This window comes from Aquisphaera insulae (assembly GCF_011064615.1).
Classification (GTDB): Bacteria; Planctomycetota; Planctomycetia; order Isosphaerales; family Isosphaeraceae; genus Aquisphaera; species Aquisphaera insulae.
The window spans coordinates 39,596-63,635 of sequence record NZ_JAALJH010000007.1 but is presented as its reverse complement, the minus strand read 5'-3'; the positions used below and the strand labels follow the sequence as shown (position 1 = coordinate 63,635).

Annotated in this window: 13 protein-coding genes; 3 read left to right on the top strand and 10 right to left on the bottom strand. The window is 69.6% G+C overall.

The window, feature by feature from the left end; all coding sequences use genetic code 11:
* Nucleotides 1-141 precede the first annotated feature (141 nt).
* The 4 genes from G6O54_RS06365 to G6O54_RS06350 all read right to left on the bottom strand — a co-directional run bounded on the left by G6O54_RS06365 (nucleotide 142) and on the right by G6O54_RS06350 (nucleotide 9,280).
* The gene (locus G6O54_RS06365; protein WP_165221750.1) at nucleotides 142-4,851 is read right to left on the bottom strand and encodes a family 78 glycoside hydrolase catalytic domain; all 4,710 of its coding nucleotides are present in this window, start codon (nucleotides 4,849-4,851) and stop codon (nucleotides 142-144) included.
* Between the two features lie 104 nt (nucleotides 4,852-4,955).
* Nucleotides 4,956-6,134, bottom strand: a complete 1,179-nt coding sequence (rhaT, locus tag G6O54_RS06360; RefSeq protein ID WP_165221747.1) for an L-rhamnose/proton symporter RhaT — start codon at nucleotides 6,132-6,134, stop codon at nucleotides 4,956-4,958.
* 65 nt (nucleotides 6,135-6,199) lie between these two features.
* Nucleotides 6,200-7,483, bottom strand: a complete 1,284-nt coding sequence (locus tag G6O54_RS06355; protein ID WP_165221744.1) for an L-rhamnose isomerase — start codon at nucleotides 7,481-7,483, stop codon at nucleotides 6,200-6,202.
* Between the two features lie 117 nt (nucleotides 7,484-7,600).
* Nucleotides 7,601-9,280, bottom strand: a complete 1,680-nt coding sequence (locus G6O54_RS06350; RefSeq protein WP_165221741.1) for a glycoside hydrolase family 32 protein — start codon at nucleotides 9,278-9,280, stop codon at nucleotides 7,601-7,603.
* Nucleotides 9,281-9,503: 223 nt separating this feature from the next.
* Between G6O54_RS06350 and G6O54_RS06345 the strand changes: the two genes are divergently transcribed.
* Entirely contained in the window at nucleotides 9,504-9,833 is a 330-nt protein-coding gene (locus tag G6O54_RS06345) for a DUF1839 family protein (protein WP_165221738.1), read from the top strand.
* On the opposite strand, the gene G6O54_RS06340 is transcribed toward G6O54_RS06345, so the two are convergent.
* Entirely contained in the window at nucleotides 9,789-13,163 is a 3,375-nt protein-coding gene (locus tag G6O54_RS06340) for a DUF7133 domain-containing protein (RefSeq protein ID WP_165221735.1), read from the bottom strand. The two genes, G6O54_RS06345 and G6O54_RS06340, sit on opposite strands and share 45 nt — an antisense overlap.
* 189 nt (nucleotides 13,164-13,352) lie before the next feature.
* Between G6O54_RS06340 and G6O54_RS06335 the strand changes: the two genes are divergently transcribed.
* A complete protein-coding gene (locus tag G6O54_RS06335) occupies nucleotides 13,353-14,627 on the top strand; it encodes a GDSL-type esterase/lipase family protein (protein ID WP_165221732.1) in 1,275 nt (424 codons plus the stop codon).
* Between the two features lie 70 nt (nucleotides 14,628-14,697).
* Here the strand turns inward: G6O54_RS06335 and G6O54_RS06330 are convergent, their stop codons facing one another.
* A complete protein-coding gene (locus tag G6O54_RS06330; RefSeq protein WP_165221729.1) occupies nucleotides 14,698-15,987 on the bottom strand; it encodes an SGNH/GDSL hydrolase family protein in 1,290 nt (429 codons plus the stop codon).
* A gap of 198 nt (nucleotides 15,988-16,185) precedes the next feature.
* Between G6O54_RS06330 and G6O54_RS06325 the strand changes: the two genes are divergently transcribed.
* Nucleotides 16,186-16,689 carry a YfbM family protein gene (locus G6O54_RS06325; RefSeq protein WP_165221726.1) on the top strand — a complete coding sequence of 168 codons (504 nt, stop codon included), beginning with the start codon at nucleotides 16,186-16,188 and terminating at the stop codon, nucleotides 16,687-16,689.
* 79 nt (nucleotides 16,690-16,768) lie between these two features.
* On the opposite strand, the gene G6O54_RS06320 is transcribed toward G6O54_RS06325, so the two are convergent.
* The 4 genes from G6O54_RS06320 to G6O54_RS06305 form a co-directional block, all read right to left on the bottom strand.
* On the bottom strand, nucleotides 16,769-17,173 hold the full coding sequence (locus G6O54_RS06320; RefSeq protein WP_165221723.1) for a hypothetical protein: 405 nt from the start codon (nucleotides 17,171-17,173) through the stop codon (nucleotides 16,769-16,771).
* A gap of 148 nt (nucleotides 17,174-17,321) precedes the next feature.
* Nucleotides 17,322-18,182, bottom strand: a complete 861-nt coding sequence (locus G6O54_RS06315; RefSeq protein ID WP_165221720.1) for a sigma-70 family RNA polymerase sigma factor — start codon at nucleotides 18,180-18,182, stop codon at nucleotides 17,322-17,324.
* Nucleotides 18,179-18,793, bottom strand: coding sequence for a sigma-70 family RNA polymerase sigma factor (locus tag G6O54_RS06310; RefSeq protein WP_165221717.1), 615 nt, complete (start codon nucleotides 18,791-18,793; stop codon nucleotides 18,179-18,181). The genes G6O54_RS06315 and G6O54_RS06310 overlap by 4 nt, the downstream gene beginning before the upstream one ends.
* A 156-nt stretch (nucleotides 18,794-18,949) precedes the next feature.
* Nucleotides 18,950-23,746 (bottom strand): protein kinase domain-containing protein, encoded by a 4,797-nt coding sequence (locus G6O54_RS06305; RefSeq protein ID WP_165221714.1) that lies wholly within the window; start codon nucleotides 23,744-23,746, stop codon nucleotides 18,950-18,952.
* Nucleotides 23,747-24,040 lie beyond the last annotated feature (294 nt).

The window sequence follows — 24,040 nt, the reverse complement described above, 5'->3', positions numbered from 1 at the left end:
GTGTTGCCTGTCTCCTCCCTCATCTTACTCGATTTCCGGGATCATGGTCCGACCATCGCCCTCATCGTCCGGGACGCCCCGGGCCTCGAACTGTGGGGGATGTTCGAGGCCCGGGGGAAAGAAGGCACGGTTCCGCAAGCTTCAGTCGATCCCCTCAACCTTCTCGCCGGGCTTCAGCTCCTTGATCCGGACATTCCGCCAGCGGACCTCATAGGGGCCTTCGCCCTGGGGGATTGCGTGGACCTGGAGGCCGATGAAGCCGGACTTGTCCATGTCGTCGGTGAAGTCCGAGCAGGGGACGCCGTTGACCCACGACCGGTAGCGGTGGCCCTGGACGAGGATCTTGTAGCGGTTCCAGCCCTGGTCGTCGAAGGTGCCCTTGGCGGCGTCGGGGATCTCGCAGAGCCACTTGCCGCGTCGGCCCTCGTCGTAGAAACGGCCCGCGGTGCCCGAGGACTTGAGGGCGACCTCGCACTGGGGGCCCTGGACGATCTTGTTCTCGCCGACGTGGCTGCGGACCTGGAAGCCCGAGTTCAGCCGCGGGTCATCCTTGACCTCGGCCTCCAGCAGGAAGTCCGCGAAGTCGCCCTTGCAGAGGAATGTGTTGGCGCCGTGGTCGTCGGTCGTGCCGACGATCGTGCCATCCTCGACCCGATACTTCGACTTGCCGCCGTTGACTTTCCAGCCGTCCAGCGTCTTGCCGTCGAACAGGGCGGTGAAGCCGTCGGCGGCCTCGCCCGGCTTCAACGACTTGACGTAGACCTCGCGGAACTCGACCGGATCATTGTGGCCGGCGAAGCCGAAGAAGCCGGAGGTCCGGTCCTTGCCCGGATGCGCGGAGCCGGCCATGAAGTCCTTCGCCGTGGCCAGGTCCGTATCCAGGATCACGGTCCCGTTCAGCTCGACCTTGATCTTCGAGCCCTGCACGGTCACCTCCTGGTAGTTCCACTGGCCGACCGGCCGCAGGTAGCCCACCTTGGCGGCGGCCATGCCGTAAGCCGAGCCGTGATACTGCCGCTTGTCGAGCGTGCGATACTGGTCGGCCGTGTTGTCCAGGACCTGGAGCTCGGTCATGCCGACGTACGCGGTGTCACCCTCGCCGGGGTAGCGGATCGCCAGGCCGTTGTTGCCGCCGGGGGGGAGGCGGAACTGGACGCGGGCGACGAAGTCCTTGAGCTCGCCCTCGTGGTAGATCGTGCCGCCGTGCTCCGGCTTGCAGACGATCGCCCCGTCCTTGACCTGGTAGTTCTCCACCGGGCCCTTCCAGCCGGTGAAGTCCTTGCCGTTGAAGAGGGACGTGAAGCCGGCGGCTCCCTTCCCGGCGAGGATGGCGTTGGCCTCGTCGCCGGGGATCTCGCGGACCTTGATGTTCCGCCAGCGGATCTCGTGGCCGTGGGTCTGGAGCTGGATCGGCCCGGTCGCCGGGATCGGCGTGGAACGGTCCCAGTAGTTCTCCATGATCGCGTTGTCCACGACGAGCTTGTCGTTCAGGTAGATCGTCGTCCGCGAGCCCACCTGGATGATGTGCAGGGTGTTCCACTCGCCGATCGGCCTATCCGCGTTCACCAGCGGGTCCTTGCCCGGCTTGCCGGGCGAGTTGTTCCAGAGCCCGCCGGAGCCCTTCTGGGCGTCGAACTTGACGTAGCTGGGCTCGGTGGAGTCCCAGACCTGGATCTGGGGCGTCCCCCGCATGTAGACGCCGCTGTCCCCCTTCGGGCCGATCTTGAAGTCGACGTAGAGCTCGACGTCGCCGTACGCCTTGTCGGTGGTCAGGTAGGCGCCATCGCCGTCGTTGACGATCTCGCCGTGGTCCACCCGCCAGTGCTTCTTCGCATCGTCGGCGCCCTTCGCCAGGAACTTCGCCTTCTCGTCGGCCGGCATCGCGGCGACTTTTCGCGGGTCGGCCGTCTCCTCGCCGTGCCAGCCGGAGAGGTCCTTGCCGTTGAAGAGGGTGACGAAACCGCCGTCGGCACCGGCCTCGGCCTTCACGGGGGCTGCGGCGCCGTAGGCCCGGGCCATCTCGAGTTCGACGTCGGGCAGTTTCACGGCGAACGCGTACGTGCCGGAGCCGACTTCAAGGAAAGTCCGGCCCCTTTCAGTCCCCTTGACCTTCACCCCTTCCGCCTGGGCGACCGGTTTGGATGACTCGGTGATCGCTGCGGCATCGGCCGCCGGCAGGATGACGGTGGCGGTGGTGTTGGCCGGGATCGTGGTGGTGAGGGACAGCACGTCCCCATTCTCGGCCCACTTCGTGGCGATCTCGCCGCGGATGCTCTTGTAGGAGGTCTCGGCCGATTCGAGCCGGCCGGGCCGGGGCTCGATGATGATCTGCTTGTAGGCCGGGGCGGCGGCCTTGATGCCGCCGATGTTCTCCACCATCCACTGGTAGACGGCGCCGAAGGAGTAGTGTGCGAACGAGTTCATCCCCGGGTCCTGGAAGCCCTTCTCCGGGGTCCAGCCGTCCCACCGCTCCCAGATGCTGGTCGCGCCGTGCTTGATGGAGAAGCCCCACGAGGGGAACGTGGTGTTATTGAGCAGCCTGTAGGCCACGTCCACGCGGCCGATCTTCGAGAGGACGAGCATCAGGTCCTTGGTGCCGACGAAGCCCGTCGAGAGGTGGCCCTTCTTCTCGATGTCCTCGACGAGGAACTCGGCGGCCCGGTGCAGGTCGTCGCCGTCCACGAGGTCGGCGGCGATGGCCAGGACGTAGACGGCCTGGGTGTCCCCCTTGATCCGGCCGTCGGCCGAGGCGTATGCCCGGTGGAAGGCGGCCTTGATCTTGCTGAAGAGGTCGCGGTACTTCTCCGCATCCTCATGCTTGCCCAGGGCCTCGGCGGCCTTCGCGGTGTCGCGGGTGCTGATGGCGAAATAGGCCGTGAAGATGACGTCCTTGGGCGTATCCGCGCCGATGCTCAACCAGTCGCCGAAGCAGTGGAACTCCTTCGGCGGCAGCATCTCCGGCGTGCACCGGGAGCGGCAGAACTCGACGAACTTGACCATCGAGGGATACTGCCGCTCGAGCACGCGGCGGTCGCCGTAGACCTGGTAGATGGTCCACGGGCAGATCACGCCGGCGTCGGCCCAGGCGGGGCCGCCGTCGTCGCCGGCGACCTTCACGGGGGCGACCATCGGGAACTGGCCGTCCTTCCGCTGGCCGTCGGCCAGGTCCACCAGCCACTTGTTGAAGAAGGCCTGGACGTCGCAGTTGAGCGTGGCCGTGCGGACGTAGACCTGGGCGTCCCCCGTCCAGCCGAGCCGCTCGTCGCGCTGGGGGCAGTCCGTGGGGATGTCGATGAAGTTCGCCCGCTGCGTCCAGTAGCCGTTGCTGTGGAGCTTGTTGAGCATCGGGTCGGAGCTGACGAACTTGCCGACGACCGGCGTGTCGCTGGAAAGCGCGACGGCCGTGACGGCCCCCGGCGCGGGGGCCGCGGACAGGCCGGTGACCTCCACGTACTGGAAGCCGTGGAAGGTGAATCGAGGGCTCCAGACCTCCTCGCCGGTCCCCGCGCAGACGTAGGTGTCCACGCAGCGGGCCGAGCGGAGGTTGGTGGTGTAGATCGTGCGGTCCGGATTCAGCCGCTCGGCGAACCGGAGGGTGACCTTGCGGCCGGCCTCGCCGCGGACCTTGAGGCGGACGATGCCGGCGAGGTTCTGGCCGAGGTCGGCGACGTACACGCCGGGCTTCGGCTCGTCCCATTTCAGGGCGGGGATCTCGGCGAAGGGCCGGACGGCCGGGCCGGGGTGGGCCTGGACGACCGGGTTCATCTCCGCGCCGGTCTTGATGGCGCCCCAGGCGGAATCATCGTAGCCCGGGGAGTCCCAGCCGCTCAGCGCCTTGCGGGCGTCATAGGTTTCGCCCTGGAGGAAGTCGGCCTCCAGGATCGGGCCGGTCGCGGACTTCCACGAAGGGCCGGTGGCGACGACCTCGGTGGTGCCGTCCTCGTAGACGAGGTTGATCTGCGTCTTGATCCGCGGCAGGTGGCCGTAATGATCGCGGTTCTTGCCGAAGCCGACGTAGCCGCTGTACCAGCCGTCGGAGAGGATGACTCCGATCGCGTTGGCACCGGCGTGGATCTGCTTCGTCACGTCGTAGGCGCGGTAATACACGCGCTTCGTGTAGTCGGTCCAGCCGGGGTTGAACCAATCGTCGGAGACGCGGGCGCCATTCAGGTGGACGTCGTGGATGCCCAGGGCCGTCGTGTAGACGGTGGCGCTTCGGACGGCTTTCTTCACGTCGAAGCCGGTGCGGAAATAGGGCGCCGGGGTGAGCTGGACGGGGGGCTCCTTGCCGGGCTCCGCCTTGGGGGCGGCGGGATGGTCCACGCCGATCCACTCGGCCTTCCAGTCCTCGGGCTTCAGCAGGCCGGCGGACCAGGTCGCCGTCCCGCTCCAGTCGGAGGGCTTGCCGTCCTTGTCCCAGACCTTGACCTTCCAGGCGGCTCGCTGGTCGGAGGCCAGGGGCTTGCCGGCGTATTCGATGGCGATCGTGTGGGCGCCGTCGACCTTGCCGCTGTCCCAGAGGTCCCCCTGGTCGCGGGCGAGCTTGGCGGAGTCGCTGGCGACGAGGATCTGGTAGGCGGTCTGCTTCTGGCCGCGGCCGGCGGACGTGACGATCCAGCTCAGGCGGGGCCTGGCGGCGTCGAGGCCCATCGGGTCGACCCGGTATTCGCACTTCAGCTCGGCCGGCTTCAGCGGCCCGTCCTCGGTGGCCATCCGGGCGGGTGCGGCGATCAGCGGCGAGAGGGCGAACGCGAGGGCGAAGCCCGCCGCCGCGAGCCCGCAGGCGAAGCCCGCCGCGCGGCCGGCCCGGCCGAGGGGCATTTCCTGGGGACGATCAATGCGGGAAGTCATGACGCGTGTTCCTGTTTCTGTGCTGCCGGGGGCTGGCCCCCGGGTCCAGTCATTTCCGGGCGGGTGGGTCTGGGCGTTACGGGGCGGGTTGCGTCGAGAGGCGGTCAGTGGGCCGACTCCACCGGCGCCAGGGAGTTCCCGTAGCCGATGATGACGGTCGATCCGATCAGGACCAGGAGCGTGAGGGCGACGAGGCCGCGGGTCCGCGAGCTGGTCCCCGCCCACTCCCTGAGGGCGATCCCCCAGAGGGTGCTGAAGATCATGATGCTGGCCATGTGCAGGGTCCAGCTCGAGAACTTGAAGCGCCCCATCTGGGTCTCGCCCATCGTGTAGAAGAAGAACTGGAAATACCAGGTGATCCCCGCCAGCGCGGAGAAGACGTAGTTCCGCAGGAGCGGCACGGGGCCGGGCCCCGCGTCGTCCCCAAGGCCCGGCGCGTGCTCGGCGACCTCCTCGCCGGGGGCGTCGATGGCCGTCTCCAGCCTCTCCACGGCGGGCGTGACCGGTGCCGGCCGGCTCGTCGGGCTGAGGTACTGGTAGGCGGTGCCGTTCTTCACGTGCAGGTAGACGCACCAGAGGAAGTTCGTCGTGAAGCCGCCCAGGAGGACGACGACCAGGACCGGGAGCCCCTCCCACAGCTTACCCGTGCCGTGCGCGATCGTCGCCGCCTTGATCGACGTGCCGGCGTCCAGGCCGTAGGCGAAGCACGCGCTCATGACGCCGGAGAAGGTGGCGACCAGGATCCCCTTCTTGAAGTCGAATTCCTTGATCGAGGCCCGCTTGGCCTCCTCGGACATCTCCTTCTCCTTGGACATCCCGGCCAGGCCCGCGATGGCGATGCCCGCCAGGCAGACGAGCACTCCGAAGAGGACCACCTGGCCGGAGGTCGTGGGGAGGATCTTGGTGAAGAGCTCGCCGCGGAAGATCGGCGGGATCAGCGTCCCGAAGGCCGCCGTGTAGCCGAGCGCCACCGCCATGCCAAGCGACATGCCGAGATACCGCATGGTCAGGCCGAAGGTCAGCCCGCCCATCCCCCAGAGCACGCCGAAGAAGTACGTCCAGAAGAGGGTGCTTCCGGGCGTCTCCGAGAGCACCGTCGCCAGGTCATTCGTCATGACCAGCGCCCCCACCCACGGGGCGAAGATCCACGAGAAGACGCCGCCCGTAAGCCACATGGTCTCCCACGACCACTTCCGGACGAACCGATAGGGGACGTAGAAGCTCCCCGAGGCGAAGCCGCCCAGCCAGTGGAAGATGACGCCGAGGAACGGATTGGGTGTCATGGACTCTCGTCGGTGCCGGGGGATGCGAGGAGGGTTGGATCGCGGCGTCTGCGGTCCCGGTCGCGTCAGGTGCGACGCGAGAGGACCTCGGCCTCGTGGGCCTTCACCTTGCCCAGCCAGGCCGGGCCCACGGGGACGTCCTTGCTTTTGCAGTAGTGATCCCAGACGGCGCCGAAGGGGAGGGTCTTCAGCTCCTCGAGCATCGCCAGGCGGGCGGTGAAATTCCCCTCGGCCTCCAGGCGGCGAAGCTCCGCGGTCGGCTCCAGCAGGGCCATCAGCAGGGCCTTGAGCATGCAGCGGGTGCCGACGACCCAGGCGGCGATCCGGTTGATGCTGGCGTCGAAGAAGTCGAGCCCGATGTGGACCCGTCCCAGGTAGTCGCCCCGGACCAGCTCCTGCGCGATCGCCTCCAGGTCGTCGGTCAGGGTGACGACATGGTCGCTGTCCCAGCGGACCCCGCGGCTGACGTGGAGGAGGATCTCGTCCAGGTACGTCAGCACGGAGGTGAGCTTGTCGGTGATGGTCTCCGTCGGGTGATAGTGCCCGGCATCCAGGCAGACGAGCTTCTTCCGGGAGATCGCGTAGCCCAGGTAGAACTCGTGCGAGCCGACGACGTAGCTCTCCGACCCCAGGCCGAAGAGCTTCCCCTCGACGGCGTCCAGGTTATGCCGGCGGTCGAGCGGCTCCGCGAACATGGCGTCGAGCGCGGCGGCCAGCCGCTGCCTGGGCGCCTTGCGGTCGATCGGCGAGTCCTTCATGCCGTCGGGGATCCAGACGTTGGTCACGCAGGGCGTCCCGAGCGCCTGGCCGATCGCCGCGCCGATCTTGCGGCAGGCGATGCCGTGGTCGATCCAGAACTTGCGGATGCCGTCGTCCGGGTGGGCCAGCGTGAAGCCGTCGGCGGCCTTGGGGTGGGCGAAGTAGGTGGGGTTGAAGTCCATCCCCATCCCCTTGCCCTTCGCCCACTCGATCCAGCCCCTGAAGTGGGCCGGCTCCAGGGCGTCACGCTCGACCTTCTTGCCGCCGGTCTCCGCGTAACTCGCATGGAGATTCAGCCGATGGGTGCCGGGGATCAGGGAGAGCGCGAGGTCGAGGTCGGCCCGGAGCTCGTCCGGCGTGCGCGCCCGCCCCGGGTAGTTCCCCGTGACGGCGAGGCCGCCGCCGATGTCCTCGCCCGAGCCCTCGAACCCGCCGACGTCATCCCCCTGCCAGCAGTGGAGAGAGATCGGGACCTTCGCCAGCCTGCCGATGGCTTGCTCGACATCCACGCCGAGGCCGGCGTATCGCTCCTTCGCCAGCGCGAAGGCCTGATCCACGTCCTTGTACGGAGAGGGAGAGAAAGCGTGCATCGTGTCGTCCTTCGGAGAGGGACCGCGGGCGATCGCCTCGGATCCACCTGCATCGTGCGAATTCTCTCACGGCGGTCACGCCCATTCCAGGGGCGAGTCCCGCCGACGACGAGGGCTTCAACGCGACGGCCAGGCCGACCTCAATTCGTACACCGTCAGCGACGGCACCTCGAACGGCTCGCCGGCCCCGGAGATCCAGAGCGGCTTGCCGGCGCCGTTGGCCCCGGTGGCGACGGAGAGCGCCACGCGGCCGTCGTTGCCGAAGACCTCCACGGAGCCGCGATCGACGAAGATCCGCAGGCGGATCCGGCCGTCCTTGGGCGAGAGCGGGGCGCGGACGCCCTTGCAGGAGATCTCTCCCTTCGCCGCCTCGTAGGTGACCAGCGTGCCGCGAAGGTTCAGCGTGATGGTCCCCGCCTTCGCCGGCCTGAGATCCGCGAGGATCTCGAGCAGGTCGCCGGTGATCTCCTGCGACGTCTCCTCGCTCCCCGGCGTGATCGTCAGGCCGGTCCACTCGTGCTTCGCCCCGCGGAGGGCCTCCATCTCCGCCACGGGCTCGGCGAAGAGGCGGATGCCGCCGTCGGCCGTCCGCAGCGTGAGCCGCGTCGGCAGGGTCATCTGCTGGTTGAAGGGCATGCCCGGGAACGTGACGCCGTTGCCCCAGCCGACCTGGATCCGCCGGCCGTCCGGCACGTCGCTGAAGCTCTGCGCGGCGTAGTAGTTCCCGTAGCGGTTCTGGAGCTTCTCCGGCCCGGAGCTGACGCGGAAGGCCTTGCCGTCGAAGTCCCCCAGGGCGTACTTGCCGTCGGCCGCGGAGAGGACCCATCGCGTCTTCGAGGCGTCGCCGTCCACCGGCAGCTCGAACAGGTCGGGGCACTCGAAGTAGCCGTCGATCCGGGATTGCTTCGTCCAGTGCTTGAGGTCGGTGGACGTGTAGAAGTCGATGCTCTGGCGGTCCTTCCCCTCGTCATAGACGGCCATCACCCAGTGCTTGCCCGGCGCGTACCAGACGAGCTTCGGGTCGCGGCCGTTGTGCTTGACGACCGGGTTCCCCTCGTACTCCGCGAAGGTCTTGCCGCCGTCGTTGCTGAAGACGATGCATTCGCCGCGGCCGGTGCTCGTGAAGGCGGCGACCAGCGGCGGATTCGCACCGGCCTGGAAGCCGCTCGTGTTCGCGTGGTCCACCACCGCGCTGCCGGAGAAGACCCAGTCGTTGTACTCGCGGGGCCGGATCGCGTCGCCGAGCTCGGTCCAGTGGACCAGGTCCGGGCTGACCGCATGCCCCCAGTGCATGTTGCCCCAGCTCCACCCATAGGGATTGTGCTGGTAGAAGAGGTGATACTTCCCGTCCTGCCAGACCAGCCCGTTGGGGTCGTTGTGCCAGCCCCGGCGCGAGGTGAAGTGGAACTGCGGCCGGCCCGCCTCGCGATACAGATTGGCCGGGTCGGGGATCTCATCGGCCTGAGTGATCGCCTCGAGGGCCTTGCTCAGCCCCTCGACGTTGCCGACCCCCCGGACCTGGATCGTCTTGCCGCGGTACTCGTCCACGTCGTCGAAGACCACCAGGTCCGGCCGCTCGCCGTCCAGCTCGATCTCGAAGTCCCGAGCGACCTTCCCGTCCACGACCAGTTGTAGCCTCCGCTTGGCCGCCCCATTGCGGACGGGGAGATGCAGATATCGATGCGCGATCGCGATCTCACGCCTCGGCGCGTCATCCGCGGCGCGTACCCGTGCCGGCGAGGGCGAGACGATCAGGGCCACGGCGAACAGGGGCAGAGCAATGGTGCGAAGTCTCATGGCTGGAACTCGTCAGTGACGGCGGGAGGTCTCATGCCGACGGCGCCCCATCTTAGCCCGCCGGAGCGGCGAGATCGCTCCCCAAGCGGGACGGTCGGCGACGAATTCCGTCAGCCGCCGAGCCCCGGCCTTCTCGCCAATCGAACGCCGGCCGCCGATCATGGTAGACTTGTGCTGATATGGCCGCCTTGACGATTCCTGAAACCCGATCCGGAGCATGCCCATGAATCCCAAGGAAAGGGCCATCCTGGAGCGCATCAACACGCTCGAAGAGGCCATCACCAGGGGGCGGGAGTACCTGGAGAGCGGAGCCCATGCGGACTGGCACGGCTTCCGTCCCGTCTTCGTTCCGAAGACGAGGGACGGCAAGCCGGTTCCGCCCCATCGCGACTGGGTGAGGAACGTGTTTCTTCCGGCCCGGGAGAAAGCCCTGCGGGACGCGGAACGGTTGCTCGAGAGGCATAGGCCGTTCGCCGGGGCCGCCGGACCGATCCGGTCGAATCGAGCCTCACTTCGCCTTCAACCCCGACAGGAACTCGACGAGGTCCCGTAGCTCCTGCTTGGAGAGCTTCGTGATCACGTCGCCCGGCATGGGGGACGGCCCGCGCTTGCGGTCCTCGACGTCGTCCTTGGCGACGGTCAGGGCCTGGCCCTCGGGGGTGATGACGCGGATGGACTTCGGATCCTCGCCGCGGAGGACGCCCGTGACGATCTTGCCGTCGGCCAGCGCCAGGACGACGGACTCGAAGCCCTCGGCGATCTTGCGGTCGGGGACGACGATCGACTCGAGGATGTAATCCCGCGGCTGGCGGCCGCCGACGTTCGAGAGATCCGGGCCGACCTCGCCGCCGAACGGGTGGCCCCCTTCGAGCGCGACCTTGTGGCAGCGGAGGCAGGTCGTCTCCGCCTTGCTCAGGAAGATCTCGCGACCACGCGCGGCGTCGCCGCCGACGAGGGCCTCGCGATACGGAGAGAGCGGGTCGTCCTTCGGCTTCTTCGCCTCATAAGCCTTCAGCTTCTCGGCGAGCTTCGGCGACTTCCGCCGGCCGGCGGCCTCGATGACGTCCAGCTTCAGCTCCGCCGGGACCTTGTCCGCGGCCAGGCGGTCGAGCCAGGCGAGGAGGACGGCCTCGCCCGCCGGGTCGTGCCCCTCGCCGAGGATCGCGAGGACCCCCTGACGTTCGACGGCCGAGCCGTCGGCGAGGATCGCCTCCACCGCGGCCTTGGCGGCGGCCGGATCGGCCTTCGACAGGATCCGTACGGCCTCGACGCGGACCCTCGGCCCGCCGGAGGCCACCAGGTCCCGCGCCAGCTCGGGCTGGCCGGAGGCGTTCAGCGAGACGATCGCCTTGATCGCCTCGGCGCGGACGTCGTCCGCGGCCTTCGCGTCGCGGGCGAGCGAGACCAGCCGCGGGGCCGCGTCCTGGATGCCGAGGTCGGCGACGGCCCGCATCGCCTGCGCGCGGACGTGGCCCGAGCCGCCGGAGAGGAGCGGCGCCAGGCCCGCGAGCAGCGCGTCGGCGGCCTCCGTCGCGGGACGCCCCGGGATCGGCCGCCAGAGGCCGACGACGCGGTCGCGCCCCGAGGGCTTCGCCCACTGGCCGAGCATCGTCAAGGCCTCGATCCGGGCCTTCTCCGGCAGGTCGCCGCGCCCGGCCATCGCGGCGAGCGTCCTCGCCCGCTCGGGGCCGCCGAGCCGGAACGCGGCGTTCGCCACCCGCCGGAGGAGCGGGAGCGGCGACTGCGACGTGACCGGCAGGGCCGCCAGCCGGGGGAACACCTCGGCGATCGGGACGTCGTTGATCGCCCGGGCGGCCTCCAGCACGAGGCTCGGATCGGCGTCGTCCAGGAAGCCCGCGACTTCCGGATCGGCATGGCGACGCATCGCCACCAGGACCGCCCGACGCACCGCCCGCGACGGATCCTTGCGGGCCGCATGGAGCGGGGAGCGATCCTTCAGGCCGGCCAGGCCCATCACGCCGGCGTGGCGGAGGTACGGATCCTTATCGTCGTTCTCGTGGAGCATCCTCAGCAGGGCCGGGGCGGCCTCGGGCGGCCCCAGCCGGCCCACGGCGATCGCGGCGAACGACCGGACGCGCGGGGACTCGTCCCCCAGGCGGGCGATCAGCGCGTGGCCGGCGGCCGGATCGCCGATCTCGCCGAGCACCCGCGCGGCCTGGGCGCGGACCTCCGCGTCGGGGTCGGCCAGCAAGGGCTCGACCTCGGCCCGGATCCCCTCGGGAGACTTGCGGGCGATCTGCCCGAGCCCCCAGGCGGCGTGGATCCGCGCCATGCGGCTGCCCCCCCTGCCGCTCGCGACGGCGACCAGTGCCTGGCGATCGCCGCGGGCCGCCAGCTCGAGCTGGGCCTCCTGTCGGACCCGCATATCGGCGTGGGAGAGGAGCGCGACGAGATACGCGACCGATCGTTTCGCCATGCCGGCGGCGAGCAGCTCGCGGACCTGCTTCACGGCCGGTTCGTCCTTTCGGGAGGGGGCGGCGACGCGGTAGACGCGGCCCTTGTTGGGCTTGTCCCAGCCCTCCACCCAGTCCGAGATGTAGAGCCCGCCGTCGGGCCCGAAGTCGACGTCCGTGGTCAGCATCCGCCAGACGAACTGCTCCGGCTCGATGACCTCGAACGACGCCCCCTTCGGCTTCAGCGCCAGGCTCCGGACGCCGCTGCTGCTGGCGCCGCCGCGGAAGTCGGAGAGGAAGAAGTGGTTCCTGTACTTCTCGGGCAGCGCGGTGACGCCGGGGTCATAGGTCAGGCCGGACGGGCCGTCGGAGATGTTCAGGAGCGGCGGGACGATGTATCCGATCTCGGCGGCGGGCCCGGGTTGCCACATCTTCTCCTCGTTCCAGGGGCCTCGTGGGTAGGCCCGCTCCATGAACTGATAGCCGATCCGCCAGCCGCTGTCGCCCCCCTCGACGACGTGGACCCAGCGAGCGCGGTCGCCGCCGTCGGAGTTGTTGTCGCAGGTGAAGAGATTGCCGTACTCGTCGAAGGCAAGCTCCTGCGGATTCCGCAAGCCGGTGGCGAAGACCTCCAGGCGGCTGCCGTCGAGCTCGCAGCGGAGCACGGCGCCGGTGTCCAGCATTGTCAGGTCACGCCCCTCTCGCGTCTTCAGGTTCAGTCCGCGGTCGCCGATGCTGAAGTAGAGCCGCCCGTCGGGACCGAGCCGCAGGCCGTGCAGGTCGTGGCCGAGGAACGCGACGTGGACGCCGTAGCCTTCGTGCAGGAGGATCCTCTCGGTGGCCTTGCCGGTGCCGCCGGGATCTCGGAGCCGCCAGAACCAGGGGATGCACGTGTACCAGACGTCCGGCCCGCGCGCCAGCAGGCCCGCGCCGATGCCGGCGGCCGGGTCGTTGAAGCCGTCGGCGAAGACCGTCGCGGCGTCGGCCCTGCCGTCGCCGTTCGAATCGACGACCCGGCGGACGCGTTCGTGCTCGACCTTGTAGCTTTCGAACGCCTTGCCCAGGTACTTCCGATACATCGCCACGCGGTCGGCCACGGTCCGGCAGGCGAGGTCGGCATCCAGCCAGTTCATGTGTCCGCGAGTGTCCGTCACCCCCGCGCTGTGGCGGAAGGTCTCGGCGACATACATGATCCCCTTCTCGTCGAAGCAGAAGGCCACCGGGTTGGCCAGCAGCGGCTCGGCGGCGTACAGCTCAACCTTCAGGCCCTCAGGCACCCTGAAGCCTCGTATAGCCTTCTCGCCCTCGTCCGAGGCGGCGGCGATCGTCGGGTTGTAAGGCTTGCCCTGATCCGGCGGCGTGTCGGCCGCCGGAGAACGGGCCGGAAGGACCGTGATCGCGAAGGTGAAGCCGAGGAAGAGCACCGCGGGCCGAATGGCCGAAGGCGTTCGCAACGGTGATCGGGTCATGGGGCGATCCGTGGTGATGGGTTCGAGTCGGGCCGGGATGCGACCCGGCCCGGGCGGGAAATTTGCATGGCAAGTTGACGGAGCATTTCCTGCGATCGATGAATAGACTCACAATAATGCCGCCGCCAACGCCTGAGAAGCCGTCCTGGCGGCCGAAGCACGACGGCCCACCTCCGCCGGAGCCCGACGATGTCCGATCTCGGCCGCCTCTCCCGTCGCGCCGCGCCCCTGATCCTCGCCGCGACGCTGATCGCCGGCATCGGCTCGCGGCGGGCATCCGCCGCGGACTTCGCCCTCCGCGACGGCGACACCGTGGTCTTCCTGGGAGACAGCATCACCGGCGCCCGGACGTTCGGCCGGATCGTGGAGAATTACACGCTCCTCCGGTTCCCGGATCGCAAGGTCCACTTCCTCAACGCCGGCTGGGGAGGCGACACCGCCGAAGGGGGCCTGAAGCGGCTGGATCGCGACGCCCTCGACAAGGGCGCGACCGTGCTCATCGTCGCCTACGGCATCAACGACATCGGCTGGGGCACGCGCGCCGACGACGCCCACCGAAAGACCTACCTGGACTCGATCCGCGGCATCGTCGAGCGCGCGAAGGCCCGCAAGGTCCGGGTCTACATCTGCTCCGCCGCCGCGACCGCCGAGAACCCGGACACCGCCGAGCGCGGCTATCTTCAGAAGATGTGCGACGACGGCATGGCCATCGCCCACGAGCTGGGCGAGCACTCCATCGACGTCCATCGCGCAATGCACGCGATCCAGAGGAAGGTCATCAAGGCGAACGAGGGGGCGAAGCCCGAGGACAAACAGTCTCTCCACGTCGCCGACGGCATCCACCTCAACGACCTGGGCCAGCTCGCCATGGCCTTCGCCATCATCAAGGGCCTGGACGCGCCCGCGGAGGTCTCCTCGGTCGACCTCGCGGTGGAGGCCGCGGGCCCTCGCCTGGCGGAGGCCCGCGGCTGCAAGGTGACGGGCCTGACCGGCGGCCTGGACCGCCTCGAGTTCGACCGCCTGGACGAGGGCTCGCCGATCAACTTCGGCCTCTTCGGGGCCCTGAACTTCCGGTTCATTCCCATCCCCGACGAATTGAACCGGTACATGCTCGCGGTGAAAGGGCTGCCCCACGGGCGATACGCGATCGAGGTCGACGGCCGCGGCCTGGGGACCTGGACCGACGAGCAGCTCGCGAAGTCCGAGAGCCTCGCCTCCGCCACATCCGACGGCTGGCAGCCCGGCGGCCCCTGGGACGCCCAGGCGTGGATCCTCCAGGACATGACCCAGGGCCGCGACAAGATGTCCGCCGGTCGCCTCTTCCTGGACCACTACCTGCCGAATCACCCGGACCGCGACCGCCTCCACGCCATGGATTCCGAGATCAACGCCCGCATCGAGGACCTCCAGCGCGCCCTGGTGAAGCCGCGGCCGTTCCATTTCGTCATACGGAAGGCGAGCTGACCGCAGGGATACCGAGGCATCCAGAAGAGGGATAAGGAGGAGGGCCAGGGGGGACAGGATCGAGGTGCGTCTATCTCACCAACTCCCCGACGACCAGGATCGCGCCGGGGTAGAAGTTCGTGCCCCGGAACCGCTCGGGCCGCTGGATCTTCCTCGCCTCCTCGCCCAGGATCTTGATCCGGTCCGGCTCGTGCGAATCGATCTCAACCTTGACCTCGTGGATCGTGTCGGTCAGGTCGGCGGCGATGGGGACCGTGGCCAGCCGATCGTAGAGGCAGAAGGCATCGAACCGCCGGACGACCTGCGACGGTCGGCCGTCCACCGTGACGATCACCTGGCCGGCGCTCGGGCCGATGATGTCGTAGATCGACGCGCTCGTCCCCTTGAACTTGAACGTGATCGAATCTCCCGGATGCGTCCCCCGGTAGAGCGATCGCAACCGCCCGCGGAAGTGTCTGTACTCGGCATCGGCCTTCAGGTCGACGGGCGTGAAGCCCGGGGAGAGCACGGCCTCCTCGATGGGGATCAGCGTCGCCTTCTCGTAATTGCCGGGAGAGAGCGGCGGGCCGAGCGCATGCGGCCTGGCGGCCCTCGAAGCCACGGCGATCGGCCCGAGGGATCGGACGATCGCCTGGAGGTAGAGCTCGTGGCCGGTCTCCGGGTAGGGATGCACGCCGTCGTTGGCGAAGACGACCCTCCCCGAGGCCCCCGGCAGCGGCCCGGCCCAGACGAGCCGGCCCTCCTTCGCGAGCTTCGCGACTTCCATCGCCATGTGGATCGTCGGGATGCCGTAATGGTCGGCGACCGCTTCCATGGCGCTGGCCGATCTCGGGAACTTCCCCTCGAGCATCGGGCCGGCGGCCGACTCGGTGAGCGTGTAGACGAAGCAGATATCGCAGCCCGGCAACGCCCTCCACGTCTGCCGGACGATCCCCTCCATGCACTTCCGGATCTGGTCCGGCGGCGCCCCGCCGTCGTTGGTGGCGAACTCCACGAACATCAGGTCGGGTCCCCGATCGAGGACGTCCTGCCCGAGCCGATACACCCCCAGGTCCGACCCGGTCCCGCCGATCGCGGCGTTGATCTCGGAGAACCTCGCATCCTTGTAGGTCCTGTTGAAATACGCGAGCGTCTTCGGCCTCCACCCGTCCTGCGCCGTGATCGAGCCGCCGAGGTACGCCACCTTCACCCCGGCCCCGGGCGTGCGGGCCTTCGCCAGGAAGTTCGGCAGCCCGTCCCGCGGCCGGCATTCGGTCGCGGTGACGAGCGGATAAGGCGGATCCTCTGCGAGGGCTGTTGAGCCGATCATTCCCAGCAGTGCGCAACCGACCAGGGTCAGGAATTGACGCGTTCGCGACATGGCAAGCGACCTCACATCGGTGAGCCAGCCCCGGCGATCCGGGATCGTCGAGCTTCCGTCCACCATCCTAGGACAGCCGGAAGCGGATAAGAATGGGGTAGCCCAGGGGAGGATGACGCGGGATCATGATCTCGTCGCGACCTGGACGTCCCGCCGCGCGCGGCGGCGTACGGCGTTGGTGGAATGGGATGGGGCTCGATGGCGTGTCGTGGCGTTCATTTCGCGCTGATTGCCGCCGAGGTCGAGCACCTGCGCTCCCTGACGAGCGAGCGGGCCCGGATTGACTACGTCGTCGAGTATCTCGAGGACACCTACTTTTCCGGGCGCGAGGAGTTCCTGGCCCGAAGCGACAAGGCCTGGGACGCGATGCATCGCTGCCTCGCCGACGGGGAACTGACCTGGGACGGCGGGGACTATCCGCTGAATCATGTGATACTCGCAGGGGAGTTGCTCTACACCGAGGACGATTACATCCTGAGCCTGAAGACCCCCGAGCAGGTCCGCGACATCGCGGCCGCGCTGCCGGGCGTCACCGAGGAGGAGTTCCGTCGGAGGTATTACACCATCGACGAGGGCCGCTACGGCATGCCGCCCGACGAGGAGGATTTCGGCTACACGTGGGAATGGTTCCAGGACGTCCGTCGGCTCTACCTCAGGGCCGCGGCCGAGGGGCGACACGTCCTGTTCGCGGTCGATCAATAGTGCTGGCCACCCAGCACGAACGTAGGCGATTCGCCCCGGCCGCGAGAGTCTTGCGGGCTTGCTCGCCGGCCGGCCTTATTTAGCCGATCGCCCGGAGGTCGGGCGGCAACCATCCGGCGCGGGCCTCGGCCGAGAAGAGGCGATCCTTCGAGTAGAATTGAAGCAGGTAATCCGACCGGCCGCATCGATCCAGCAGCCCCGCCGCGAGCACGCTGATCGGCGCCCGCCGATCCCGGCCCGCAAGGAACCGGTCGATCACCTCGACCCACGCGAGCGTGATCGTCTCGTGATACCCGGTATGGTTCCCGGCTCGCCGGTTGTACTCGCGGATCCCGTCCCGGATCCGGGCCGTCGCCTCGTCGCGATCATGCTGCCGGACATACCAGAGCGCGACGACCAGATGCGCCCCGTGCGTCCACTCCGCGCCCGGCAGCGTGCCGTCCTCGAATCGCGCGACGAGAGAGTCGATGTCGTCGTCGGTCATGTCCTCCCCACCCGATCAGGCTTCGCGCCGGCTGGCCTCGTCCGCGTCGTGTCGCGCCGACCCCCGACGCGACGCTCGACACCGCTGCCTAAGATGAGGTTCGATCGGGTGCGGGGATCGTGACGGCGGGTCTTCTTCGCGGCGATCCTCAGGCAAGGCTGTGGCAGAGATAGGAAGGGAGGCGGGGGGCGGCGTCTTCGAAGGTGCCATGGGCCATGGCCCGCAGCTTCCGGATGGCGTCGCCCTGTATCTGGCGGATCCGCTCCTTGGATACGCCGAGGCGACGGCCCGCTTCGCCCAGAGTGTGCTCGGCCTCGCCGCCGAGGCCGAATCGGAGCTTCAGGACCCGTCGCTCCCGGGGCCGGAGGGCGCCGAGCATCACATCGAGGCTCTCGCGGTCTTCCAGCTCGCGGATCGCACCGTCCGAGTCGCCGGCCAGCGACGAGGCCCGCGAGGATCCACCGGCGTCCGCCGAATCCAGCAGGGTGCAGGGCCGAGTCGCCGCGAGGAGGCTCCGGAGGGTCGGAGAGGCCGGCTCCCACGGGGTGCCGTCGACCTCCCGTTGCGAGGCCACGCGCGAGTATTCCGCGACCTTCTGGAGGCCGCGCGGGTGCAATCTCACCGGGTAGGCGCCGCTCGCCACCGCGCACTGGAGCTTCTGGCGGATCCACCAGACCGCATAGGTCGAGAGCTCGTTCTCGTTGGCGAGGTCGAACCGATCGATGGCTTCGAGGAGGCCGCAGAAGCCGTCCTGCATCAGGTCGGCGAGGGAGACGCCGCGGTCGCGATAGCGGCGGACCACGCTCCAGACGATCCAGGAGCTGCCCAGCGCGAGCCGGCCGCGAATCGTCGCGTGACGTTCGCGGAGGGAGGAGATGTCCCGGTCGGCCGGGGCGCTCTCCAGCGCCAGCCGGCATTCGGCGAGTTCCCGGAGCAGCAGCCGCTCCTCGGACGACGTCAGGCGTTGTCCCGCGTTCGTTGTGATCAAGGCGCCGCGATCCTCCTTCATGCCCCCCCCTCCAGGCGAGCCCGCAGGCGGACGAGGGCCCGGAGCAGCCGCACCTTGACCGCCCCCTCGCTGATCCCGACCGCCTCGGCGATTTCCGATATGGAGAGATGCTCGAGATGCCGCATCGCCAGCAGGTCGCGATCCTTGCCGGAGAGGGATTCGATCGCCGACCGGACCGCCTCGAGGTTCTCATCCCGGATCACCCGCTGGGTCGGGCTCGTGTCGTCCGCGAAGAGGGATCGGACCAGGGCCTTGCTCGACTCGTCGGGGAGCGCGGGGATGTTGTCCTCCCGGTTCACGCTCCGCTTCTGGGAGGCGACGTGGACCCGATGGGCGTCCACGATCCGGTCCCCGGCGATGCGGCGGAGCCACGCATGGAAGGGGATCGGCCGATCTCGCAGGTAATCGTCGAGTCGGCGATCGGCTTCCATGAGGGTCTCCTGGACGATGTCCGAGGCATCGAGGCGACTGGAGACGCGTCGATCGAGGCGGACGACGACCATCCGCCGCAGGTGGTCGCGATAGCGATCCAGCAGCAGCTCGCGGGCGGTCCGATCGCCACTTGCCGCCCGCTCGATCAGGTCCTGGGCGCGCGAATCGAGGTCCGACATCGAAGCAAGTCTCCCACGATAGGAGCCGTAACTCGTGGGGAGGGGTTACACGGGGCGCATTTTTTTCTTCCGATTTCCTCCCCCGCGGGGGTCAGGGCATATCGGCCAGCGGCCTCGGGCCGACCGTCGAGCTCGCGGCCGTTGGGATCCGATGCCTTACGGGGCGAACGGATGGGCGGGGAGGTCCGGGGCGAGGAGGATGACCGATGCGGCCTCGCGGGCCAGGGCGGCGATCTCCAGCTCGTTCCACAGCTCATCCGGCCTGGTCGAGCGAGGACGTCCCCGGAGCTGGTCGAGCCAGCGGCGAGCTTCCGACGAGCGGCCGAGGGACTGGTTGGCCAGGGCCAGGAGGGCCCAGGCCTGGGGTCTCAACCCCGGGGAGAGTCGCTCCGACTCCTCGAGGCGGCCGACCGCCTCCTCGAACCGCCGGGCGCGATGGAGGGCCGCGCCGGAGATGGCGAGGAGCTCCGCCCGCTCCCCCTTCGCCGCCTCCGCAAGGGCGCGGTCGGCCAGGCGCAGGGCGGTCGCCGGGTCGGCCCCGCCGGGCCCGAGCGAGCAGGTCCAGGCGGCCACGATGGCGAGGTAGTGGGAAGGCGACGGTCCCGCCCGTTCGAGCATGCGGTGGATCGCCGCCCGGTAGGCGGGGACGTCGCCGTCCAGGGCGCACAGGATGGCGTGGTTGGTGCGGACATCCCAGGGCTCGCCCGCGGCCGGCGCCGACCGATCCGCATCGGCGAGGAAGGCGGCGAAGTGCGCGCGGGCCTCGCGGATGCGGCCGACCGCGGCCTCGGCCTCGCCGAGACGGCGGCGGAGGGCCGGGTCGTCGCCGATCAGGTCGGCGAGGCGTCGGAGCTGGGCGGCGGCCAGTTCCCCGTCCTGTCGAGAGTTGGCGGCGGCCAATCGTTCGAGCGTCTCGAAGGCCTCCCAGGTCCGGACGGCCGCCCCCGGCCCCTTCGACCGGGCAAGCCTCCAGTCGTCATCGGCCCCGCGCAAGTCCCCGTCGAACCGGCGGTGGATGGCCCGGCGGGCATGGGCGATCCCGTCGTCGGGCCCGTTGGCGACCAGGCGGTCGAGGTGCCACGCGGCCGAGTCGTGCCGCCGCAGTCGCGCGCACTCGGCCCCCCGCCGGTCGTGCCATTCGGCCGCGTCAGGGACCTCGAAGTGCCGCGCCGCCTCGCCCATGGCGAGCCGGCGGTTCCATTCGATCGGGTCGAGCATCGCGCAATCGCCGCTCTCGCCGAGGGCCATGCCCGCCAGGCCTTCGAAGCGGTCCCGGGAGCCCTCCTCCGATCCCGGTCGGGGCGTATCCCAGAGCAGCACCGTGCTCCCCACGCTGAAGGCGGACCGGCCGTCCGGCCCGAAGCCGATGAACTTGCTGTCATCCTGGCGGCGTCCCCGGCTGAGGCGACGATGCTCGCAGCGAGGCCCCAGCGGCTTGCCCGCGGCCGCGTCCCAGAACCTCAGCCGATCCCCCGACAACGTCAGGAGCACGGAGCCGTCGGGGGAGGCGGCGACGTCCTGGACCGGATCCTCGTGCTCCAGGACGGGTCCCACGGGCCGCCCGGCCGCGACGTCCCAGATCCGGGCCGTCCGGTCGGATCCGCCGGCCAGCAATCGCCCACCGAGCAGGGGCACGATGCTCACGAGATCGCGGCCGAATGCCGGCCGAACTTCACGGAACGTCCGGAGGTCGATGACGTGGATTCGCCCCCCTTCCAGGACGAAGAGCGGCCCGTCGGGCTCCGGCCCGAAGACCTGGTCGACGATGCTCGATTCGAATCGCGCGAAGGGCGCCAGGGGCTTGCCGGTCGCCGCGTCCCAGAAGCCGAGCGTCGCCTCCCTGGCCTGGGTCAGGGTCGTCCCGGTGATCGCGACGCGCCCGTCCGGGCTGAAGGCGGTGGAGCGGACCTCGTGCCCGAACGTCATCGGATGGACGAGGACCGGCCCGATCGGGCGGTAAGTCTCCAGGTCCCAGAGGCGTCCGCTCCCCCCCGAGGTGCCCACCAGGAGCCGCCGGCCATCGGGGCTGAATCGCAGCTTCATCACCCAGGCGGGCTGGAAGAGGGCCGGCCCCGCCGGCTTCCCGGTCGCGGCGTCCCAGATCCGGACCATGCGGTCGTCGCCGCCGGTCGCCAGCAGGCGACCGTCCGGGCTGAATTGCACCGCCCGCACCCGGGCGCCGTGCAGCAGGGGCGGGAAGGCGGGACGGCCGGTCTCGGCCTCGAACACGCGGGCCGCACCGTCCTTCCCGTCACAGGCCAGCAGGCGGCCGTCGGGGCTGAAGTCGACGGCGAAGGCGTCGACGGCCTGCGGGGCGGCCCGGCATTCCGTCAGGGCCGGGGCCATGTCCCAGACCCGGGCCACGCCGTCGTGACCGATGGCGACGAGCGTTCGGGCGTCCCCCGCGAACGCCGCCCGGCCGACCGGCCCGCTCCCCTCGAGGATCGGGCCGGTCGGCCGGCCGGTGTCCGCCTCGAAGAAGCGCACGGTGCCGTCGTCCCCCCAGGTGATCAGCCACTCGGCGTCCGGGCTGAAGGCGAGACCTCGGGCCGTGCCGCCGTCGGGGATCGACACCTCGCGCGTCTTCCCGGTCTCCGCGTCGATCAGGTAGGGCGTGCCATCCCCGATCAACACCGCGACTCGCCGGCCGGCGGGACCGTACTGGATCTCAGTCACGGATCCGCCAATGGGCTCCGAACGCGCCAGGACGCGGCCGTCAACCGAGTCGCGGATGACCACAACGCTGGTGTCCTGGCCAGATTCCACCTGGGCGAGACGCCCGCCGTCGCGGGAGAAGGTCGCGAAGTAGATCTCCGAATCGCCGTTGGAGGGCGATTCGGTCGGCCGCGGCGATTCGGTCGGCCGCCCCGTGGCCGCATCCCAGATCCGCGAGGTTCCGGAGCGGCCATGGACGAATACCTGGTCGTGGGCCGGACGGACGCAGACGCCATGGAGGCCACTCAGGTTCCGAGGTCCGGCCAATCCCGGGCCGAGGACCGCGCCGGTGTCAATCCGCCGCCGTCGGATGACGCCGTCCGCGTCGATCGTCACGAGCAGGGAACCCTCACGGTCCAGTGCAGCGGGCGAAAGCGCCCCGTCGGATACCGCGACCGGCGGACCGATGGGCCGCAGCGAGTTGACCTCCCAGACCTGAACCCGTCGATCCGATCCCCCGCTGACCAGGAATCGGCCGCCGGCGTCGAACTGGAGCAGCATGATATTGGGCGCGATGATGCGATCGTCATTCAGATGAACCGTCCGGGCCGAGGCGAGCCGCTGCCCGGAGACGAGATCCCAGAGGCTGAGCACGCCGTCCTCGCCGATGACCGCGAGGGTCCGATCGTCGGGGCTCAGCGCCATCGCCGCGACGGGCGTGCCGCAGGCGAAGACCGCCCTGGGCACGGGGGCTCGCCGGCCCCACGCCGCGAGGTTGCTTCGGGCGACCCGGGCAAGCTCTTCGTCCTCGAGGGCCAGATCCAGGCACCGCTGCATCCAGAGCAGGCCTCGCCCGACCCGGCGCCGATCCGCCAGGCCGATGCCCCGGTCCAGGGCCAGCGCCGCGGAGGTCCGGCGCGACTCCACCACCGAAGGCGACTCACTCCCCGCGCGTCCCCGGCGGTAAGACTGCACCGCCAGGATCATCGACGCCAGGGCCAGCACGACGATGGCCGCCGACCCCAGCCCCCGCTTCGCCCGCCTCAGGGTCCGCGACCAGGCGGGGGCCGGCTTCGCCAGCACCGGCCGGCCCTGGATGAAACGCCCCAGGTCGTCGGCGAGATCCCGCGCCGTCGCGTAGCGACCCCCCGGATCCTTCGCCATCGCCTTGGCGGCGACGGTGGCCAGCTCGCGGGGGACCTCGGGGGCCAGGGCCCGGATCGGCGGCGGCTCTTCCTCCGCGATCGCCCGGAGCATCCGGTGCGAGTCCGAGCCCTGGAAGGCCGGCCGCAGCGTCAGCATCTCGTAGAGCGTCACCCCCAGCGAATAGACGTCGGTCCGCCGGTCCACGAGCCCGGGCTCGCGTGACACCTGCTCCGGGCTCATGTAGCGGAGCGTCCCCACGAGCTCTCCCGTGTGCGTCAGGCCCTCATCCCCCTGGATCCTCGCCAGCCCGAAATCCCCGACCCAGGCGTTCCCCCGGCGATCGAGCAGGAGGTTCGCCGGCTTGATGTCGCGGTGGATGATCCCCCGCTCGTGGGCGCATTCCAGCGCCTGGGCCGCCTGGACGCCGATCCTCGCCACGGCCCGATAATAGTCCGACGTACAGGTCGCGGCCGGCTCGCCCGACGCGGCCCCCGGGCGCGCGGAAGCGGCGAGGGCCCCCTCACCCGCCTGGTCGAAGCCGTCGTGCAGGAGACGCTCCGCCAGCGGATCGGTCGGGGTGGCCTCGGCGGCATCGACCTCGGGAGCCGGGCCGATGCCCGTCAGCCGTCGCAGGTCCCTCAACAGATCGGCCAGGCTCCTGCCGTCGATCAATTGCATCGCGTAATGGGGGATCCCCTCGGCGGTCCCCACGAGGTGGATCGGCACGATGTTCGGGTGCTGGAGTTGCGCCGCCGCCTGCACCTCGAGCTGGAACCTCTGCAATGCCCGCTCGCTCGCCGAGCCCGCGTTCGCCAGCACCTTCAGCGCCACCCGGCGGCCCAGCGACTCCTGCTCCGCCTCGTAGACGATCCCCATCCCCCCCCGGCCGATCTCCCGAATGAGCCGGAACTCGCCCAGCTTCTCGCGGCCCGAGAGCCCCAGGCCGGGCCCGCCCCTCTCGCCCCCTTTCTCCTCGACGGAGCCCAGGCGAGCCAACTGCCGCAACGCCGGCAACAGGCCTCGCAGCATCCCGGCACGTGCCGGGTCGCTCGCGACGAGTTCGTCGATGTCGATCGACTCGCCGGCCTCCAGCCCCTTCGTCAGTCGCTCCACCAGATCGGCGAGCGTTGAATCGGACGAGACGCCTTCCATGGATGACGCATCGACGGGCAACTCTCCTACGGTGAGAGAGCTGTCGCGGGCCTCGGTATCCCCACGTGGTCGGGGTGGAATCCTCTCCAACCGGCGAGACTCCATCGATACCTCGCGTTCTCGAGAACCTCCCGACGCCGGGAGTCAGTCCCTTCCAGCCATTCAGCGGCACTTCCCAGGTCCGCCGTGCACTTCGGCCGAGGAGATTAGATGCACGCACGCATTACTTCGCGATCCAATCACACAGGATATCGAACGTCCGATCGCCAAGCCAAATCTTACTCGCGAGACAAC

What these genes read in the sequence shown, in the direction of transcription:
- G6O54_RS06320 (WP_165221723.1), bottom strand. Translation starts at nt 17,173, where the DNA reads ATGACCGACGACGACATCGACTCTCTCGTCGCGCGATTCGAGGACGGC.
- G6O54_RS06305 (WP_165221714.1), bottom strand. Translation starts at nt 23,746, where the DNA reads ATGGAAGGCGTCTCGTCCGATTCAACGCTCGCCGATCTGGTGGAGCGA.
- G6O54_RS06355 (WP_165221744.1), bottom strand. Translation starts at nt 7,483, where the DNA reads ATGCACGCTTTCTCTCCCTCTCCGTACAAGGACGTGGATCAGGCCTTC.
- G6O54_RS06330 (WP_165221729.1), bottom strand. Translation starts at nt 15,987, where the DNA reads ATGTCGCGAACGCGTCAATTCCTGACCCTGGTCGGTTGCGCACTGCTG.
- G6O54_RS06350 (WP_165221741.1), bottom strand. Translation starts at nt 9,280, where the DNA reads ATGAGACTTCGCACCATTGCTCTGCCCCTGTTCGCCGTGGCCCTGATC.
- G6O54_RS06340 (WP_165221735.1), bottom strand. Translation starts at nt 13,163, where the DNA reads ATGACCCGATCACCGTTGCGAACGCCTTCGGCCATTCGGCCCGCGGTG.
- G6O54_RS06365 (WP_165221750.1), bottom strand. Translation starts at nt 4,851, where the DNA reads ATGACTTCCCGCATTGATCGTCCCCAGGAAATGCCCCTCGGCCGGGCC.
- G6O54_RS06335 (WP_165221732.1), top strand. Translation starts at nt 13,353, where the DNA reads ATGTCCGATCTCGGCCGCCTCTCCCGTCGCGCCGCGCCCCTGATCCTC.
- G6O54_RS06310 (WP_165221717.1), bottom strand. Translation starts at nt 18,793, where the DNA reads ATGTCGGACCTCGATTCGCGCGCCCAGGACCTGATCGAGCGGGCGGCA.
- G6O54_RS06345 (WP_165221738.1), top strand. Translation starts at nt 9,504, where the DNA reads ATGAATCCCAAGGAAAGGGCCATCCTGGAGCGCATCAACACGCTCGAA.
- rhaT (WP_165221747.1), bottom strand. Translation starts at nt 6,134, where the DNA reads ATGACACCCAATCCGTTCCTCGGCGTCATCTTCCACTGGCTGGGCGGC.
- G6O54_RS06325 (WP_165221726.1), top strand. Translation starts at nt 16,186, where the DNA reads ATGGCGTGTCGTGGCGTTCATTTCGCGCTGATTGCCGCCGAGGTCGAG.
- G6O54_RS06315 (WP_165221720.1), bottom strand. Translation starts at nt 18,182, where the DNA reads ATGAAGGAGGATCGCGGCGCCTTGATCACAACGAACGCGGGACAACGC.